This window comes from Psychrobacter sanguinis (genome assembly GCF_020736705.1).
GTDB classification, from domain to species: Bacteria; Pseudomonadota; Gammaproteobacteria; order Pseudomonadales; family Moraxellaceae; genus Psychrobacter; species Psychrobacter sanguinis.
Window position 1 is genome coordinate 1,476,244 of record NZ_CP085990.1, and the last position, 18,896, is coordinate 1,495,139.

General features: G+C 40.9%; 16 protein-coding genes. 6 read left to right on the top strand and 10 right to left on the bottom strand.

Features of this window, described 5'->3' with window-relative positions; translation table 11 throughout:
- Positions 1-8: 8 nt before the first annotated feature.
- Complete coding sequence (locus LK453_RS06260) at positions 9-1,436, top strand: FAD-dependent oxidoreductase (RefSeq protein WP_201536537.1); 1,428 nt, start codon at positions 9-11, stop codon at positions 1,434-1,436.
- Positions 1,437-1,634: 198 nt separating this feature from the next.
- Here the strand turns inward: LK453_RS06260 and LK453_RS06265 are convergent, their stop codons facing one another.
- The 3 genes from LK453_RS06265 to metX form a co-directional block, all read right to left on the bottom strand.
- Complete coding sequence (locus LK453_RS06265) at positions 1,635-2,216, bottom strand: tetratricopeptide repeat protein (RefSeq protein WP_007395751.1); 582 nt, start codon at positions 2,214-2,216, stop codon at positions 1,635-1,637.
- 524 nt (positions 2,217-2,740) lie between these two features.
- Entirely contained in the window at positions 2,741-3,361 is a 621-nt protein-coding gene (gene metW, locus LK453_RS06270; RefSeq protein WP_201536540.1) for a methionine biosynthesis protein MetW, read from the bottom strand.
- A complete protein-coding gene (gene metX, locus LK453_RS06275) occupies positions 3,358-4,629 on the bottom strand; it encodes a homoserine O-succinyltransferase MetX (RefSeq protein ID WP_265088907.1) in 1,272 nt (423 codons plus the stop codon). The genes metW and metX overlap by 4 nt, the downstream gene beginning before the upstream one ends.
- A gap of 463 nt (positions 4,630-5,092) precedes the next feature.
- Here metX and hemH point away from each other — a divergent pair, with 463 nt between their 5' ends.
- The gene (gene hemH / locus LK453_RS06280; protein ID WP_201536543.1) at positions 5,093-6,112 is read left to right on the top strand and encodes a ferrochelatase; all 1,020 of its coding nucleotides are present in this window, start codon (positions 5,093-5,095) and stop codon (positions 6,110-6,112) included.
- A 168-nt stretch (positions 6,113-6,280) separates the two neighbouring features.
- Here hemH and LK453_RS06285 read toward each other — a convergent pair whose 3' ends face one another.
- Together LK453_RS06285 and LK453_RS06290 are read right to left on the bottom strand one after the other, a co-directional pair.
- Positions 6,281-6,493 (bottom strand): hypothetical protein, encoded by a 213-nt coding sequence (locus tag LK453_RS06285; protein WP_007395746.1) that lies wholly within the window; start codon positions 6,491-6,493, stop codon positions 6,281-6,283.
- Between the two features lie 196 nt (positions 6,494-6,689).
- Positions 6,690-7,232, bottom strand: coding sequence for a ferritin (locus LK453_RS06290; RefSeq protein ID WP_007395745.1), 543 nt, complete (start codon positions 7,230-7,232; stop codon positions 6,690-6,692).
- Positions 7,233-7,815: 583 nt separating this feature from the next.
- On the opposite strand from LK453_RS06290, the gene LK453_RS06295 reads away from it, so the two are divergent.
- The 3 genes from LK453_RS06295 to LK453_RS06305 all read left to right on the top strand — a co-directional run bounded on the left by LK453_RS06295 (position 7,816) and on the right by LK453_RS06305 (position 12,025).
- Positions 7,816-8,589, top strand: a complete 774-nt coding sequence (locus LK453_RS06295) for a glucose 1-dehydrogenase (RefSeq protein WP_201536546.1) — start codon at positions 7,816-7,818, stop codon at positions 8,587-8,589.
- A 184-nt stretch (positions 8,590-8,773) separates the two neighbouring features.
- The gene (locus LK453_RS06300) at positions 8,774-10,537 is read left to right on the top strand and encodes an amidohydrolase (RefSeq protein WP_201536549.1); all 1,764 of its coding nucleotides are present in this window, start codon (positions 8,774-8,776) and stop codon (positions 10,535-10,537) included.
- A 234-nt stretch (positions 10,538-10,771) separates the two neighbouring features.
- Positions 10,772-12,025 carry an alkane 1-monooxygenase gene (locus LK453_RS06305; protein ID WP_201536553.1) on the top strand — a complete coding sequence of 418 codons (1,254 nt, stop codon included), beginning with the start codon at positions 10,772-10,774 and terminating at the stop codon, positions 12,023-12,025.
- A 47-nt stretch (positions 12,026-12,072) separates the two neighbouring features.
- On the opposite strand, the gene LK453_RS06310 is transcribed toward LK453_RS06305, so the two are convergent.
- From LK453_RS06310 to LK453_RS06330, 5 genes are all read right to left on the bottom strand, one after another.
- The gene (locus LK453_RS06310) at positions 12,073-13,224 is read right to left on the bottom strand and encodes a hypothetical protein (RefSeq protein WP_007395741.1); all 1,152 of its coding nucleotides are present in this window, start codon (positions 13,222-13,224) and stop codon (positions 12,073-12,075) included.
- A gap of 114 nt (positions 13,225-13,338) precedes the next feature.
- Positions 13,339-14,504 (bottom strand): IS3-like element ISPpy1 family transposase gene (locus LK453_RS06315; protein ID WP_227945133.1). Its coding sequence is split into 2 segments (ribosomal slippage): positions 13,339-14,231 and positions 14,231-14,504, totalling 1,167 coding nucleotides; the frame shifts between segments, so codons are not numbered across the junction.
- A gap of 153 nt (positions 14,505-14,657) precedes the next feature.
- On the bottom strand, positions 14,658-15,653 hold the full coding sequence (locus LK453_RS06320; protein WP_227954074.1) for an IS4 family transposase: 996 nt from the start codon (positions 15,651-15,653) through the stop codon (positions 14,658-14,660).
- 230 nt (positions 15,654-15,883) lie between these two features.
- Positions 15,884-17,032 (bottom strand): catalase family protein, encoded by a 1,149-nt coding sequence (locus tag LK453_RS06325; RefSeq protein ID WP_201534496.1) that lies wholly within the window; start codon positions 17,030-17,032, stop codon positions 15,884-15,886.
- Positions 17,033-17,209: 177 nt separating this feature from the next.
- Positions 17,210-18,064, bottom strand: a complete 855-nt coding sequence (locus LK453_RS06330) for an AraC family transcriptional regulator (protein WP_201534499.1) — start codon at positions 18,062-18,064, stop codon at positions 17,210-17,212.
- A gap of 221 nt (positions 18,065-18,285) precedes the next feature.
- Between LK453_RS06330 and LK453_RS06335 the strand changes: the two genes are divergently transcribed.
- A complete protein-coding gene (locus tag LK453_RS06335; protein ID WP_201529130.1) occupies positions 18,286-18,699 on the top strand; it encodes an organic hydroperoxide resistance protein in 414 nt (137 codons plus the stop codon).
- Positions 18,700-18,896 lie beyond the last annotated feature (197 nt).

Sequence of the window (18,896 nt, forward strand, 5' to 3'; positions counted from 1 at the left end):
GATAAAAAATGACCGTAACCCAATATGAATGCCAAGCGTGTGGCTGGGTATATCCCCCAGAATCTAACAACACTTCAGATACTGTACCGAGCTTCAGTGAATTAGAGGAAGGTTTTAGTTGCCCTTTATGCGGAGTAGGTAAATCTGAGTTTAGTCCCATTGGCCAGCAGCAGAATGAAGCGGCCTCAAATACCAATCTTTCAAAGCAGACCAAACAGCAGATTGTGATTATAGGGGCGGGGTTAGCGGGCTGGACAGTGGTAGATGCCATACGGGCGTTAAACAAAGAGGTTGGCATCACTTTGATTGCGGCTGATAAAGGGCATCGCTATCATAAACCTATGCTCTCAGCAGCGTTTAGTCAACAAAAGAGCGCCGAAGACTTGATACGCTTTAAAGCGCAAGAAGCGGCGGATAAAGCAGAGATTGAGCTACTCTCCAACACCACTGTATTAAGTATTGATGCTGAAAACCGCAAGATAGTGCTTAGTGAGGGCGAGATTGGTTACGATAAGCTGGTAATGGCTATTGGCGCTGTTCCGGCCATTCCGCCGACTATCGATGCCGATAATGTTTGGCATATTAATGATATCGATAATTTCCACAACTTCGAGCAGGCCTTATCCTCGGCAAGCGCGCCACAGCACATTGCCGTTATTGGTGCAGGCATGGTGGGTACTGAAATCGCCGAAGATCTGACGAAATCGGGTCATAAGGTCAGCTTATTGGATATGAATGAGGCACCATTGGCGTTAATGCTGCCTAAGATTGCTAGCAACAAAATTAAAGAGGCGTTAATTAAGCAAGGCATTAACTTTATGGGTAACTGCCGAGTAGAGCAGGTGACAGCGCTTGCCGAAGGCGGCTATCGGTTAACTGTGAGCAATTGTCTAGGTGAGGGTGAGCAAACTCTGCAGGTGGATCATATCTTAGTCAGTACCGGACTGAAGGTAGATGAGACTCTGCCTCATAGTGCGGGTTTAAATTTTGATAGACAATTGGGTATCGCGGTAGAAGAGGCGACCTTGCAAAGTAGTCATTCAGATATTTATGCCATCGGTGACTGCATGTCAATTGATGGGGTGCCTTGTCGTTATGTGGCACCATTAAGAGCACAGGCCTCTACCATTGCTGAGCATCTGTTGGCTCATCTAGGGCAGCATTCTTTACCGCAAGACGGTCCGCAGCCTTTACCTGAAGACGGTTTGCCACAAAGCTATGAGCACAAAGCATATGTTCATAAGCCACCAATGATTCGTTTAAAAAACAAATCTATTTCTGTCAGTGCTACAGGTCGACCAACCGCTGATGAAAGCAATGCTCAATGGCAAGTGGTTAGCGACATGGATACTGAGACGGGTCATGAAATGGTGCTACAACAGATAGACGCTGATGGGGAAGTGGTGGCCACAGCGACCTTAAAAACGGTTAACTAATAGCTCATAACTCATTGCGCATAACTGGCAGCCAGTAACTGATATAACCGGTAAATTCGTTTATTAACCAAAATCTAATATTAATCAAAATCTAAAGCAAAAAACCCCAGCGTAAGGCTGGGGTTTTTCTTTGTGCTTATCAATACAGGATTTTTAACTATCAGTTGTTAAAATTCTCAGTGTTGTTTTTATCATTAACTATTGGCTTTGGAACCAGCTGTCTGCTTGGCTGCGAGCAGTCGCAACATCAGAGCTTGATAAGTTAAGGGCTAGTTTGCCAATCTTACCACGTGCTTTAGTACGAACTTCATCATTTAACATACCGTCACGGGCAGCAAGCTCATACCATTTATAAGCGTCTACCAGTTTACGTTGTTTTTCATCGATTAATGCTAAAGTATAGCTGGCACGGTTATCACCACGCTTTGCAGCACGCTCTAACCAATAACGGGCTTGCTGTTCATTGACTGCAACGCCTTCACCACGAGCATACATGATGCCAAGGTTTAACTGAGCAGGGGTAACGTTTTGGTTGGCAGCACGGGTATACCATTCAATTGCTTTCAATGGGTTTTTGGCGATGCCTTCCCCTTTTTGATAGCGTTTGGCTAGGTAGAACTGGGCGTGGTTATTGCCTTGAGTAGCGCGGCTGGTTAACTCATTGATCGCCATCATCTCAAAACGAGAAACATCTAAAGGTACGTTTGATACCAATTCAGCTTGAGCTAAGCCAGCAGTAGCAAACATAGCAGTAAATAGAGTTGCTTTTAAAAGTTTCATACGGGTATCCAGAAATTGACTGTATTTAAACAAAAAAATTTAAACAAACACTGAGCTAAAATTTAGTGATAAATACTTAAAATCTAAAATAATCCAAGTTAACGTCTACGTTTAACGCTAAGTTGGAGACAAATTAAGATGATAGTGACAATGTAAATTTAATTAGATTTGTTAGGTCGATAACATATAATCGACAAGATTTACATAGCTTAACACCCAAAAAGACGAAACTCAAACGTTGATAACCCAAAAAGGGCTTATAAAAATAATTTAACAGTAAAATTACATCAGTTATTTGTAACTAAGTAATACCAGAAAGGCCTCAGTAACAATCTTCTATGGGTTATTTTGGTTGTTTATTAGCATTAAATTGCTAATTTTTGAGATTTTTCGTTGTCGATACGCTTTAAATCTTCATTACAAATAAAAAGGGTCATTGGCCGTCATAATGGCCAATGACCCTAATATTAATTTCGCTAATTTACGGGGTACCTCTTTTTCATAGAGCTATTTGTTATAAAGCCCTATTTAGATTTTGTCACTCTATAGATAGCAACATCTGCCAATAAATTAGGGGCTTTACGAATTAATGAAGCCATAAGGGGTGAGTATTTCTTTGAAGCAGGGCCAGAATCTGTCACTGCAAAACGATTAATGATGTCGATGTCATTATCAGCACACAGTTTCTCAAAATCTTTAAAGGTACACAGATGAATATTGGGGGTGTTATACCATTCATAAGGTAGTGCTTCTGAGACCGGCATCAAGCCCTTGAGTCCCAAATGTAGACGGTTTTGCCAATGGGCAAAGTTTGGGAAAGTGATAATTGCTTCTCGGCCCACACGTAGCATGTCCAATAATAGGGTATCAGGTGATTTTACCGCTTGTAGCGCCCGTGCCATGACCACGGTATCGAAGCTATTGTCCGCAAAACGGGCCAAGCCATCATTTAAGTCTTGCTCGATAATATTGAGACCTTTAGCAATACCTTGATTAATGTGCTCCTCATCTAGCTCGAGTCCATATCCCGTCACCCCAAGAGAGTGCTGCATTTGCTCAAGCAAAGAGCCATCACCGCAGCCTAAATCTAGGACACGAGAGTGAGGGGAAATCCATTGTTTGGCAAGTTCATGATCTAATCTCATGTCAGGCTCTCCTGTGTTCTGGATTTGGCGTCAGTATTAATATCAGTAGCGGTTTGCTGCTTTTGGCTCAAAAAAGGCGCGTTCAAAAAGCCTTTAATAGCGCCCATATAACGTGGTATATCGAACAAGAACGAGTCATGACCATGCGGGGCGTCGACATTGACATAGCTGACTTGCTTATCATTGGCCATCAAAGCATCGACAATTTCTTGTGAACGGGCAGGCGCAAATCGCCAGTCCGTGGTAAATGAGACAACAAGGAACTGACAACGGGTGTGCTTGAACGTTTGTTTTAAAGCCTCTAAATCTGACAGAGTGTCATCACTAACGTAATCTCGGGTAGGATCAAAATAATCCAAAGCTTTCGTCATTAGTAAGTAAGTATTGGCATCAAAGTTTTTACTAAAACGTTCACCTTGATAGCGCAAATAGCTCTCCACCTGAAACTCAACATCATAGCCATACATAAATTTGCCCGACTTTAAGTCACGACCAAACTTAGATTTCATGGCATCTTCGGTAAGATAAGTAATGTGACCGACCATACGGGCTAAGATTAAACCACGGCGAGGGTAAGTTCCGGCTTCTAAATAGCGACCTTGGTTAAAGTCTGGGTCAGATAAGATAGACTGACGAGCGACCTCATTAAAGGCGATATTTTGAGCAGAAAGCTTAGGGGTACTGGCAATAATGACGCAGCGTTTTAACCGTTCTGGATAATCGACTGACCATTGTAGTGCCTGCATGCCGCCCATTGAGCCGCCTACCACTGCATGCCAAACTTCGATACCCAAACGATCTGAAAGCATGGCCTGAGTTTTCACCCAGTCTTTAATGGTAATTAAAGGAAAATCTGGACCATAAGGCTTGCCGGGTGTGCCATCAACACTTGACTCAGGAACGGGTGTGGTAGGCCCAGTAGAGCCATGACAGCTGCCAATATTATTGAGACAAACCACAAAGTAGCGGGTGGTATCGATAGCTTTACCAGGGCCAATCATATTGTCCCACCAACCGGGTTTTTCATCTTCTGCACTATGCCAGCCTGCCGCATGGTGACTGCCCGAGAGCGCATGACAAATAAGGACCGCATTGGACTTATCTGCATTTAGCTCACCATAGGTTTCATAAACTAGGTCAAACTCAGGCAGAGTTCGATTACACTCTAAAGCTAAAGGGGTATCAAAATGCATCGTCTGCGGGGTAACAATTCCCACAGAGTTAACAAATTTGGGATCTATCGGGGTCGACCGGGTACTAGATGGGATACTCAAAATTACCTCGATAATGATGGTTACTATGTCAGTTGTAAGGGTTGTGGGTACTGCATTATAGTTCTAGCTATTGTAGGCGTAAGGGTCTTTAAGTACAACTTGCATCTGTGGCCGTCTTACCTAGAATAATTCTTCTGAAGATTGAGCGCATTTTGGCTTGGATTGTTTGGGTTACTTTAGTAAAACGATGACCAATAATGGTACACTGAAGGTTTAGGGTCAATCAACATTTGTTGTCAATAATGGCGTGCTTTCAGCTGTTGTATATCACAGTTATCAGCCTAACCTAATGACCAGATAAATTTAATAAACCAAGTAATACAGTAGAGATTTGAGCAGATCTGCTCTACATTAGTTTTTAAATACCGTAAAAATTAACCTATAACTACAGCAAATACAGTAAAACTTTTCTAAATATAACCCATAAATCAGATTCAGCAAGGATATTCAGTGCATTATGAAACCAAATAAGCCTCCCCGTATTGCCATCTTGCTCGTCAACCTGGGTACCCCAGATGAGCCGACAGCGCCAGCAGTACGACGCTACCTTAAGCAGTTTTTATCTGACCCTAGGGTGATCGAGATACCTCAATTTTTATGGGCGATTATTTTAAATTTATTTGTGTTACCCAGTCGCCCGAAGCGGGTAGCAGCAGCTTATGCCAGTGTTTGGAAGGGAGATTCTCCCATTCGCAGGATACTAGCGCAACAAGTTGAAAAATTACAGAGTCGTTTAGACGGCAGTTTGGCGCCTTTTGAGGTGTCTGTGCATTCGGCAATGACTTATGGCAATCCAGGGTTGCCTGATGTGATGGATAGCCTGCGTAGTGAAGGCGTAGACCACTTTGTGATTCTGCCTCTGTTTCCACAATACTCGGCTACCTCGGGTGGTGCTGTCTATGATGCGGTGACCAAATGGTCGTTAAAGCAGCGCAATTTGCCTAACTTAACGATTGTTAAAGACTACTTTGCCCATCCGTTATATATCAAAGCATTGGCAGATTCAATCCGTCGATTCCAAGCGGTACATGGCAAGCCTGAAAAGTTAATGTTCAGCTTCCATGGCATTCCGCAACCCTATGCCGACAAAGGTGATCCTTATCCCAAACGCTGTAAATGTACTGCTGCTCAGGTAGCTCAGGAATTGGGATTGACAGAGGATGAATGGATTATTAGTTTCCAATCTCGATTTGGCAAACAAGAGTGGGTCAAGCCTTATACTGATGTGACATTAGAGGAATGGGGTAAAGCCGGCGTCCGTTCAGTGCAGGTGGTGAGTCCTGCTTTTTCCGCCGACTGTTTAGAGACTTTAGAAGAGTTGGCAATGGAAAATCGTGATAACTTTATCAATGCAGGCGGAAAAGAGTACCACTATATTCCAGCTTTAAATGATGATGAAGCGCACATAGACTTGATGGAAGCTTTGGCCAAGCCATTAGCAGCGGGATGGGCAGCTACTCTTGAAGGGTGGGCTTAATATCACTATGATTTATTAGATAGCTAAAACAAAAAATGAAATAAAAAACACCCCTACTTTAAATAGGGGTGTTTTTTATTTAACAATTTAAACAGATACTTATTAAACAGATACTTATTAAACAGATACTTAGATTAAGGTGCAAACCGTTATCCGCATCTAATTATCTTATTCGTCATCATGACTGTGAGCAACGGCATCATCATCCGCTATATCACGGATGTCGGGATAGTGAGAACCTTGTATCGCCTCTTCCACTAACACTTCATCGATACGAGCTTCATCAATATTTTGATGATGCATTTCAGTCAATCCTTGCTCAGCTGCCATACCGTCTAAATCACTGTCTGTATCAACTTCATTACCACTCGGGTTTTTCATACTGTACTCCTTTTATCCTACTATAAGTTTCAGTAATGAGCAGTAAGCTCAACACTGAGCGGAACTTAGAGTCCAAATCAAGACATGATTTAGACTCAATTTAACGGGTTCAACTCAAATAAGTTAGGAATTAATAAGTTAGAAATTAATTAAAAACTCATTCTAATCAGCACCGCACTGCTACGAACCGCTTATCTTATAGAGTCTGATCGCGAGGTAATTCAGCTTCTTGCGAAGCATTTGCCATATCACGGTCTAAAGAATAGAAGTTTGCATTATTGTCTTTGGTTTCTGAAGCCAAAGCGTATTTATCACGAAGTCCATCGATTAACGCTTCTTCTTCAATTTGCTCTTTCACGAACCATTGTAAGAAGTTAAAAGTTGGCCAGTCTCTCTCTTCTAGCGCTTTGTCTACTAATTCATAGATTTTTTTAGAGTTATCAAGCTCGTGTTGCCACACATCTTCAATACAAGATTCTAAATCTACAGGATAGTCACGTGGGGCAGGGATGGCACCAATTTTGGCTTCACCACCGCGAGTTTGAATATATTCTAAAAATTTAAACATGTGTTGACGTTCTTCTTCTGAATGCTTATAGAAGAACTCTGCAATGCCTGAATAATTGTTTGAATCAGCCCAAACACCTAAAGATAAATAGGCCTGCGCTTGGGCAGCTTCATTATTCATTTGATCATTTAAGGCCTGTTCCATACTGTCAGAAATACGTTTGTCGCTCATTTTTTATCCTTTATGTTTTCTATTTATAAAAAGTTTAGTTATAAAAGTTAGTTAATAGTTATTGGTATTACTCAATGGTACTGTCTTTAAAAACTTCCGACCTAATAATTAGGAACTATCTATTAGGGTAAATAGTTAAGTTAAACAGCAAAAATCCATTGTTTTATTAAAATTTTATGGGGTACATATTTATTATAAGAGTAGCGACAGATTTTATTAGTAAGGCTAAGTTATGAGTTGTTCGTGTTCTGTGAGAGAGGTAAAAAGTTGTAACTTTTAAGCACAGTTGGCTACTTCAAAAAGTGATTTTAAAAAGTCGGCATTCAAAGCCAGTTTTCGAGGCTAATTTTAAATAGAAACTAGTTTTTCAATATAAAAAACAAAAAAGGTTTTAAAACTATAAAACTTTAAAGCTGAAAAAATCGATGAGCTTTAACAATTAATTTAGGCCTTAATTACCTAAAAGGAACAAATAGTCACCTACAGCTAAAGCCTAATTTGTTATGTTGACCTGTTATATTCATTTATCAAACAAAAAACACATAATTAATAACAATATTATAGAAAACAGGAAGATATAGACATGAATCCTAGCGAATTATTTGATTTGACAGATAAGATAGCCATAGTGACCGGTGGTGCAAATGGTATTGGTAAAGCTACGGCGTTAATGCTTGCAAAACATGGTGCCAATATCGTTATTGCCGATTTAAAACTAGAAGATGCTGAAATAGCCGCTAAAGAAGTCGAGGCATTAGGGGTTAAGGCATTGGCTGTTGAATGTAATGTACTAAAAGATGAGCATTTGGTAAATTTAACCGAGCAGACGGTAAAAGAATTTGGGGCTATCCATATCTTAATCAATAATGCAGGCGGTGGTGGCGGTGGTCGTGAAAATCCATTTAAAGCAGACGTTTCTGATATCAAACGTGATTTTGAACTGAATGTGTTTAGTGGTTGGCGTCTGTGTCAGTTGGTGGTACCACACATGAAAAAAGCAGGCTACGGTTCAATCGTATTTACTACTTCAATGTCGAGCATCAATAAGAGCCCAAATATGAGTGGTTATGGCGGCTCAAAAGCGGCAGTGAACCATATGGTGGCAAACTTAGCCCATGACTTCGGACCAGAGGTACGTATCAATGCGGTGGGACCAGGCGCTACTAAGACCGCTGCTTTAAAGAGTGTTCTGACACCAGAAATTGAAAAAACCATGTTGCAGCATACGCCTATCAAACGTCTGGGTACGGCTGAAGATATAGCGGGTGCCATGTTATATTTTGCCTCGCCTATCTCTGAATGGGTAAGTGGTCAAACCTTATTCGTAAATGGCGGCGGTGTACAGACTTTAGAGTAACTCTTAGATTAGGAGTGGCTATTAGCTATTAGCTTAAGAACATTTATTAGCATGTTCACTTTAGCATTATCTTAGCCCCATTAAATTAGACCCATCAAATGTTCGATTATTAAAAAAATCAGGCGTTTGATGGGTCAAACAATTTATCAAACTGCGTAGAAATTAAAGGGTATCCAAAACAGTCATGATCAAAAAAATTATCCCCACACTAGTTAGTCTAAGTCTTCTTGCGGGATGTAGTTCTAATACTGAAAATACGGTCAGCGTTGAACCTAAAGTTACCCAAGTGAATAAGGCCCATCTATATTACAACGGCAATATTATTCCTATGAACACCACTGAGCCTAGTACAGTGGAAGCTTTGGTTGAGCGTAAAGGTAGAATTGTTTATGTGGGGAATTTAGCAAAAGCCAAAGATCAGTTTATGGATAGTGAGCAGATAGACTTGGAGGGGAGAACACTGCTACCAGGCTTTATAGATGCGCATAGTCATTTTGGCATGGTGTCTAATACCATGGGGCAAGTCGACTTAAACCCGCCACCTGTGGGTAATATCTCTAGCATCGATCAGATGCTTTCCGCTTTAAAAAACTATAAGGCTGAAAACAATATCGCTGATGGAGAGTGGATATACGGATGGGGGTATGATGAAAGCCAGTTGTCGGATAAGCGTCATCCCAATAAGAGGGAGCTGGACAAAGCATTGCCCAATAATCCAGTATACATTCAACACACCAGCGGTCATATGGGCGTTGCTAACTCATTAGCGCTTGAGAAAATGAAAGTCTCTGCGGCTACCAAAAATCCAGAAGGCGGAATGATTGGTCGATTGCCGAATTCAAATGAGCCCAATGGACTAGTGCAAGAAACAGCGATGTATCCTTTTGTCGGTCATATGCTCCAAGTGCTGAACAGCAAACAAGCCGAATTTTTTGATCAAACCCAAGATGTCTACGCTCAAAAGGGAATCACCACTGCTCAAGATGGGATGACAGATAGAGAGGCCATTCGCTTTTTCCAGTCCCAAGCGGATCAGGGAAAATTAAAAATTGATTTGGTATCGCTGGCAGGCTTTAGTGAGCTTGAAAGTAACTTAAAAGATCTAGACCTCACCTTTAAAACCTATAACAATGGTTTTAAGGTGCAAGGTACGAAGATTATTGCGGATGGTTCACCGCAAGGTAAGACTGCTTATTTTACTCAACCTTATTTGACTAAGGTGGAAGGCTGTGAAAAGGACTGTACCGGTTTACCTAGCTTATCCCAAGATACCCTTAATGATTTATTCAAATTGGCGTATCAAGCAGACAATCAGTTATTTATTCATGCCAATGGCGATGCCAGCATTGATATGGTTATCAAGGCTCATGAATACGCCTCAAAAGCATTAAATCAGGCCTTGGATAAAGACCGTCGAACTGTGGTGATACATTCGCAATTTGTGAGACCTGATCAGCTTGAAACCTTTAAGAAATACAATATAGAGCCTTCTTTCTTTACCAATCATGCCTACTTCTGGGGCGATGTGCATCTTGAAAATTTGGGTAAGAAAAGAGCAGGTTTCTTAAGTCCTATAGCGAGTGCAGATAAACTAGGACTTAAATACACCAATCACTCAGATGCAACGGTAACCCCAATTGATCCTTTATTCACCATGTGGACTGCGGTAAATAGACTTTCTAGAAGTGGAAAGGTCATAGGCTCTGAAGAGAAAACCAGTCCTTATCAAGCTTTAAAATCAGTGACTAGCCATGCCGCTTACCAACTATTTGAAGAGGACAAGAAAGGCACACTTGAGGTAGGTAAGATCGCTGATTTTGTGATACTTGATAGAAATCCGCTCACAATAAAACCGATGCAAATTAGAGATATTAAAGTGGTACAGACCATTAAAAATGGCAAACCTGTTTATGATGCGACACAAGAAGTTGCTGAGACAGCTAAATAGCATGTACGACTAAAATGCCATTTGTTAAACATTATCTCAAAATCCCAGTCTTCCGGACTGGGCTTTTTGTTGTCATTATCGTATTGGATATGATATGAAGTGAAGCATTAAGTGACAATAAAGTTTGCGCTTACTGATTAAATATTCTAATCTAGCTATTAAGTTCAGTGTTTCAGGAAGAAACCTATAAAGTCAGTTGTGTTTAAATCACGACACTAACGCAAGGAGCGTCTGATGACTCATAACTTGAATCCGCCTCAACAAAATCTTATCAACCACGTAGCGCAACAGAGTGAGTGGCAAGATCCCAAACGTAAGCTGTGGCTGTTGAGTCCGCTTGCGCCCGTTATTGGTTGGGCAATGTATCTAGGAGTCAAAGATCAACAAGGCTTTGATGCCAAAAATACCGCCATTGCTTGGTCTGGAAGTATTTTTACCTATGGCTTTATTCCATTAACCGATTATATAATGGGTTTAGACAAAAGTAACTTATCTGAACACGCCTACCAGGTATTAGAGCATGATGGCTATTATCAAAAAATTGCCCATGCTTTTATTCCACTTAATTACATTGCCTTATTCATTGCCGCACACCAGTTCACGCACCGTCAGCTACCGTGGTATAACAAGCTCGGTGTGGCCATTACCACCGGTATTGGCAGTGGCATCGCCATTAACACAGCGCATGAGTTGGGTCATAAATCAGATAAGTTGAACCGTACTTTGGCCCGAATCAGCTTAGCGCCTTCGGCCTATGGTCATTTTGCTATCGAACATAATTTTGGTCATCACCGCTGGGTGGCAACCCCACAAGATCCAGCAAGTAGCCGTTATAACGAAAGCTTTTGGCAGTTTTTACCGCGCACCGTAATTGGTGGATTACGCTCTGCAATTAACATTGAAAAACGTCGTCTTGAACGTAAAAACAAAAGCTTTTGGTCTAAGGACAATGAACTATTACAAGGATGGGCTATTACCGCCATACTGTATGGCACGCTTTGTAAGTTGTATGGCAAGAAAGTGATTCCGTTTATTGTGATTCAAGCCGCATATGGCTTTAGTTTGTTAGAATCGGTCAATTATCTTGAGCATTATGGTCTGCTGCGTCAAAAAGACAGTAAAGGTAATTTTGTCCGTACTGAGCCTGCGCATAGCTGGAACAGCAATAACATTGTGACCAACTTATTCTTATACCAGTTACAGCGCCACTCAGATCATCATGCTCATCCGAGTCGAGTATATCAAGCCTTGCGTCATTTTGACGAGTCCCCGCAATTACCCAGTGGCTACGCCAGTATGATTATACCGGCATATATTCCACCATTATGGTTTGCCATCATGAATAAACGGGTGGTCGAGCATTATCAAGGTGATATGAGCAAAATTAATCTGCATGACAAGCCGCTCAGTCCTCACATGCAGCAAGCGACTGATTTAGTAAGTAAAGGGCTCGAATGGGTGGATCGTTTTAAATCGAAAATAGCGTAATTGGTTCAGTTTTATATTATCTGCCCTGTACTCTATATAGCGATCGATTAGAACAACGCTTCTAAACGCAATAATCCAGACAAAAAGTGACTCTTGTCTTCTTCTTTGTCATCAAAGTAGTTCAGCTCAGTCTGTAAATACAACCAATCCCGCCAAAAAGGCTGACGGTAGCTTATGGTAGGGCCATAGCTGTTTAATTTAGGTTCGCTATTTTCAAAATTACCGAAGGCTGACAGTCCATAAGACAACTGTTTTTCTTTTTCAAAGAAGTGAATTTGGCGCAGCTCATTGCTCCAGTCTGTGTCTTCCTTATCCCCTTCATGGCGATAGCGAATATTGACGTTATTGTTAAGATAGCTATTGTGATCCAATGCATACTGAAAGTTCACCTCACCTTTTAAGGCATGCTCACTGTCGCTACCATAGCGGTAATAGTTATGAGTGGATATTTTCCACTTATCTTGCTCATATAAGTCCCTGTCAGCACTAAACTTAACGTACACATCGTCTCCAGAGCGAATACCTATGTCGGCATCAAAGCCGAGGGCTTCTTCTATCTTTGACCAACGCAAAGCGATTGAGGCGTTGTCATCACGGGTCTGTTTGCGGTCGTAAGTTTTCTCTTGATAGCCATTGTTATTATTTGAATTACTGCCTTTTGACCCTTTGGTTAAGATTTTTTCTTCATCTAAATCTTCATCACCAATAATTAAGCTGAGACGTTTTTCTAATACCGGCAGCTTTAAACGGCCTCTAATTCTTGGTTCAACCGAGATTTGACTCCCTTCAACCGGATCATCTGCCCATCGGGTATCAAGCACAATTCGTAACTTAGCGGAGGCTGGTTTCCTAGGATCAGGCTCACCAAACCAGTCATCCATTGAATTTGCCCAGCTGCTGAGTTTCTTCTGTACCCCTTCTCGTTGACCGTCTGCCCATTGAGTCGCTTCTTGATTAAGATTCGATAGGGTAGAGGGTTCGTTGTCAGAGTTGTCTGTTTCGATAGACGAAGAGTCTTCTGTTTCTAGAGAGGCATTTTGTGTTTCAATGTCGTCTGTTTGGACGCTGTCTGTGTCAATACTATCTGTCTCAGTAGAGACAGTATTTTGACGGTCATCTTGAGCAATAGCTGCTGAGCTAAGACACAGACAGGTGACTAGGGGGAATAGAGAAGAACTAATTTTAGTGGGCTTGTTCATAGAAAAGAGATTCACAACAGTTATTAAATAGGCTTAAATAATCGAAAAGAAAGCTTACGCCATATTTATTGAAAAGAGAATACTAAGGTACTCCCCAATGTCTAGACCAAATTATCATAAAATTAAGATAGAATTGGGTTGATAAAACGATTTATTATCCGAACTATTGTTAGCCAGATAAACCTGTGCAGGAGTATGGTAATCGAGCGACTGATGTAAACGCTCATGATTGTAAAACTCGAAATACTCTTTCAAACCTGCTCTTGCCTGACTGACTGTCTCAAACTGTCGCAAATACACGCATTCATACTTCACTGATCGCCAAAGCCTTTCCACAAAGATATTATCCAGTGCCCTACCGCGACCATCCATACTGATGGCAATACCCTGCTCAATGAGCGGTCTGGTAAATCTTGGGCTGGTAAACTGAGAGCCTTGATCCGTATTAAAAATCTCACAGCGTAACCCATTGTGCAGTAAGCTACTTACCGTATCAACGCAGAAATCCGCCTCAAGCGTGGTAGATAGCGACCAGTCTAGAACATAACGACTGTACCAATCTATCACCGCCATCAAATACACGAAGCCCTTGGCTAAGCGAATATAGGTGATATCAGTACTCCATACTTGATTACAACGGCTAATCGGTACATGCCTAAGCAAGTACGGGTAAACTTGATGCTCAGAGTTAGGCTTACTCGTGTTAGGATGCTGATAAATAGCGTCTAGCCCCATTTGCCGTAGTAAGCGCCTAACTCGATCTTCTCCCACTTGATAGCCTAGTTGCCTCAAATACGCTGTCATGCGTTTAACCCCATAAAATGGGGTCTTGGTGTACTGCTGGTCAAGCAGGTTCATCAGGGTAATATCAAGCTCGCTGATGGGCTTTGGCTGATAGTACAGACTTGAGCGGTTGATACTGAGTAATTCACATTGCTTACGAACACTAAAATCCTTGTTATCAGGTTCTAGCAGTTGTTTACGAGTGCTCAGGGTAGCTGTAAGGACTTTTTTTTAAGCCAGTCTCTTTCACTGATGACTTGCCCTAGCTGCCTATGTAGTTCATCGATAATAGCTTGCTGGGCTTGTTCGTTGGCTTGCTGTTTGGTATTGAATGCAGTAGGGATAACTGCCAAAGCCTGCTTTTTCCAGTTGCTGATTTGGGTTGCATGAACCCCATATTCTGCGGTTAACTCGTTGAGGGTTTTGTGTTCTTTGATGGCTTCAACGGCGACTTTGCTTTTAAATTCAGCATTGTGACGCTTACGTACTTTTGTCATTAGATAGACCTCTTTTTCTAAAGGTTATTCTATCTTATTTGCTACAATTTTTTGGTCTAGTTTTCCGGGAGTATTATATACAACTCGGCTAAATATTTGAATACTAACCGGATATTTATTCTATTTTAAACCGCTCTGCACACGACAAAAAAATCATCCCCATCCGATTTTCATAGGTTTAGGGGTTAAAAAGCTAACTAATTGTCGAAATACAGTCTTATCATTGTTAAAAAATACCAAACGAAGACCTTCAATCAATAAATCCAGGCCAAGCGCAAACAAACTGGCTTGAGGTCGAGCGTTTGACTTTAACTTGCGTTTTAACGGCTTATCTTTGTCTTTATAAATACCGACATGATAAGCCCAACAAAATGCTAAGGCGTTCACTGCGACTAATTTACTGACCCGATCAAGATGGGTTAAGTGGGTATCTTCAAGATTAAAGCCACGCCCCTTTAGACAAGCAAATAAAGTCTCAATTTCCCAACGCTTAGCATAGCTTGTCATCGCATCCACTGTTTCTAGTTGATTGGTTGCGACAATCACTAAACCATAGTCTTTATCACGCTTGGCAAATACTCGAACCAAACAACCATCGACAGTCAGTATTCGCCCATGTCGATATGTTTCTTGATGGCTAACATGGCGCAATAACTCTTTAATATGTACCAACTTGCCATGATGATTCTTAACTTTACTGTTCTTCTTAATCCGTATGGCAAAGGGTATGTGATTATTGGTGAGCCAGTTAAACCATTTTTCGCCAACAAACTCTCTGTCTGCTACTATCATATCAAGGTTATCTTTGCCAAATTGTTTGATAAACCGCTCAATAAGTTCACAGCGTTCAAGATGGTTTGTATTACCTCGCTTATCTAGCATTTGCCAGTATAAGGGGATGGCTATCCCTTTATATACCACTCCTAGCATAAAGATGTTGAGGTTACTTTTACCCCATTTCCAGTTGGTGCGGTCAATGGTTAAGGTGACTTTGCCTAGTCCAAATAGTCGATATATCATCAAAGCCAGTTGATCGTAGTCTATCCTCGCTTCGGCAAAAAATCGCTGTAGTCTGCGATAGTGGCTGTCGGTTTTACCACCCTTAGGAAGGTGTCTTGCTATTTTTTTTAAGACTACTGCTTTGAGCAGTAATCAGGGCTATTATCATTAGGCTCAAACAATTGATTCTTGCCTTGTTCATGCTCAGGTTTTGGGTTAAAGTTTCACTAAGTCTGTTAAAGTTTGGCATGGTCTGATTCGTCTTAAAAATTACTATTATGCCTTTGCTTTAACAGACTTTTTTGTTTTTTTGTCGTGTGCAGAGTTTAAACCGTTATGAAACCTCCCAAATACAAACAAACTACTTACTGGAAATAAGTTTAAAAGTAAGTTTTATCAAATACTTGTTTTAAACTGGTCGGCTCTTTACGTTCTACTTGGTTTTCTTCATGACGAACTTTAGATGACGTTCTATACGCCTCCAGGCGAGACTGTTGGATACGACCAATCGGACGGTTTTCTTCTAACGCTCTGAAGACAGAAAACGATAAGTGTTCCATTACTTCAAAGTTCCCATCTTCTGGTACGTCCTGGCAGGGCACTGTCAATCGCGCTACGGTCACATATGGTGCATCGGACTCTTTCCACTCTTTGGTTATGTCTTCAATAGGTTGCTTTTTAAGATTGCGACACAGTTGTATTTGTATATCAAACTGATAATCGTGCTCACCGATTTCTTCAATTAGGGTGTTACGAATGGTTTCATTGTCGCTAAACAAATGTAGATCGGGATGGTTAATCTTAGCAAGAGATTCTTTGGTAGGCGTGACTCTAATTTTGCCCATATAATCACCATGACGTACCACACCTTGAGAAAAATAATCATACATCCAAGGGTTTTTAGGCTTTACCGTTACTGTTTTACGGAATGCATTTAAGGTCTTAAATGCTTCAAAGTCTGGTATCTCTTTACCATACTTTGTCAACCAATGTATCCCGAACTTCGCCTTGCCAACTAATCCATCTGCCAAATAACCATTAAAAGCAAACGCTAACTTAGACAATAAGGCATAATCCTTTAATTGATTGGTAAAGAATACTGGCGTATTTACCAAGGCAAAGTCCATCGTTGGCGCCTCAGGCTCATCGGGGGTTACCTTTGTGCCCTCTACATCGAATACTTTAAAAGAGAAGCCAATAATTACCCCCAGTCTTCTATCAGGGGCTACTAAGCCCCCAGCATTTGAGAATCGAATGACTGCGTCGTGAATACCAGGGTTTGCGTATACGCCTTGCGCATATTCTGCGGGCAAATTATCCAACACTTCAAATTTAGCTTTCAGCGCACAATAGCCCTTAGTATGTACCGCACGACCGTGGTAAGGCAATTTGTCTTTACCTTTGGTTTTTAGCACTTCTTTACGAATATCGTTACTAATAACCTCAATGATCGACTCTTCCTCGGCCGTCAATTTAGTGTATTTTTCATCAAATTTGACAAATTTTGGCTTAAATAATTTTTTTAGCATATCAGGCTACCTTATAATAAGTGGTGGGTGGCTTATCTATAATAAATAATCTCTTACTAATAAGTTGCTAACTTATGATTAGGTTCTGATACTAATAAGTAACACGAGAAGCGCTTTAACTATAAGATTTCTTTAAAATTATAGGATTAAGATTATAGGATTTATGACGACACTGCCCTAAACGGTATCCTGACTTGGGCTGACATTAAAAAAACGTTTGTACTCTCGGCTAAACTGACTGGGACTCTCATATCCTACGTCTAAGGCGATTTGCGACACCTGCTTATCACCTAAACGAATTAGGCGCCTTGCCTCCATCAAGCGTAAACTCTTTTGATACTGCAAAGGGCTAAACCCGGTCAAGGCTTTAAAGTGTTGGTAAAAACCAGATTCGCTCATGCCTACCTTCAGCGCTAACTCTTCTATTACGACTGTCTCATTCAAATGACGCTTTAGCCAATCTGTTGCTTGAGATATCTGATGAGTATGACTGCCATTGGTAACGAGCTGCCTAAGCTTTTCACCTTGTTCAGCATTAAGCAGACGGTAATAGATTTCTTGAAGTAATAATGGGGCTAAAAAGTAAATATCATTTGGATAATGAAGCAAGCCTATTAGGCGTTCAAATGAATCCATAATCGTATTATCTAAAGGCCATTTAATACCCAGATTAGAGCCTTGAGTGGCCGATTTTGGCGGCATTTTAGCGAGTACTTCACGAATTAATGGCAAATCAAGCCGCATAGACATCACGATAACCGGTCGCTCAGGAGAAGCGGATTTAATATGGCCGCTGATAGGAATATTAACTGGGCAAAACATCAAATGGTTATTATCAAAGCGCTGACAGTCAGAGCCAAGGTAAATCTCACGTTCTCCTTGTAGCACGATACAGATGCTCGGCTCTTGAATATAGCTCACCATATCACTGGGTTTGTCTGCACAATAAAAGAAGAGTCCCTCAATGTCAGACTCGATCGTTTCATTTCTAGGCAATATAGTCAGCAATGACTCTATTATATGGGGCTGCATATAGTATCCTGCTTTATCAATTATCAAACTATTTGCTCTATACTCCAGTAATTTAGAGAAATAGGCAAATATATTATAGGTTCGTTCTAACCTAATTGTTTGTCAGACCTTATAATTTATTTATCGAAACTTAATACATCGAAACGCAAATAGTACTGAAAACGTTCGAATTCTCGATGACAATGAATAACGATAAACATATAACATATAAGGATAAAACCATGAAAATATTTTATAAAACCGAAGCAACAGCCACTGGTGGTCGTTCAGGCCGTACAGAACTTAATGACGGCTCATTAGGCTTTGATTTAGTTACACCACAAGAAGAAGGTGCTAAGGGCGTTAATCCTGAGCAACTGTTTGCTTTAGGCTATGCCGCTTGCTTTGACAGTGCTTTGAACATGACAGCACAACAGATGAAGTTAGATATCAGTAGCTCAAAAACTTCTGTTGCGGTTGGTATTGGTATGCAGTCTTCTGGCAGCTACAACCTAGATTTAGACATCAGCGTTGAAGTTTCTGGTATTAGTCAAGAAGAGGCGCAAAATCTTGTTGAAAAAGCGCATCAAGTCTGCCCATATTCAAATGCGACCCGAGGCAATGTGGATGTGCGTTTGCACGTGACTGTAGTTTAGGTGATTGTTGTATAAACGGTAGTATAAATAAGCGCTAGCTTTATTAGTTTAATCTAGCGTAAGTTTAAAAAAGGGAAGTGTCGTATGACACTTCCCTTTTTCAATTTAAGGTTTTTTAGCTCAAAATTTTCGCATTAGATTGGTTTTGTTCCCATAAAAAACTAACAATAAGCTACCATTAAATACTCACTAAATCT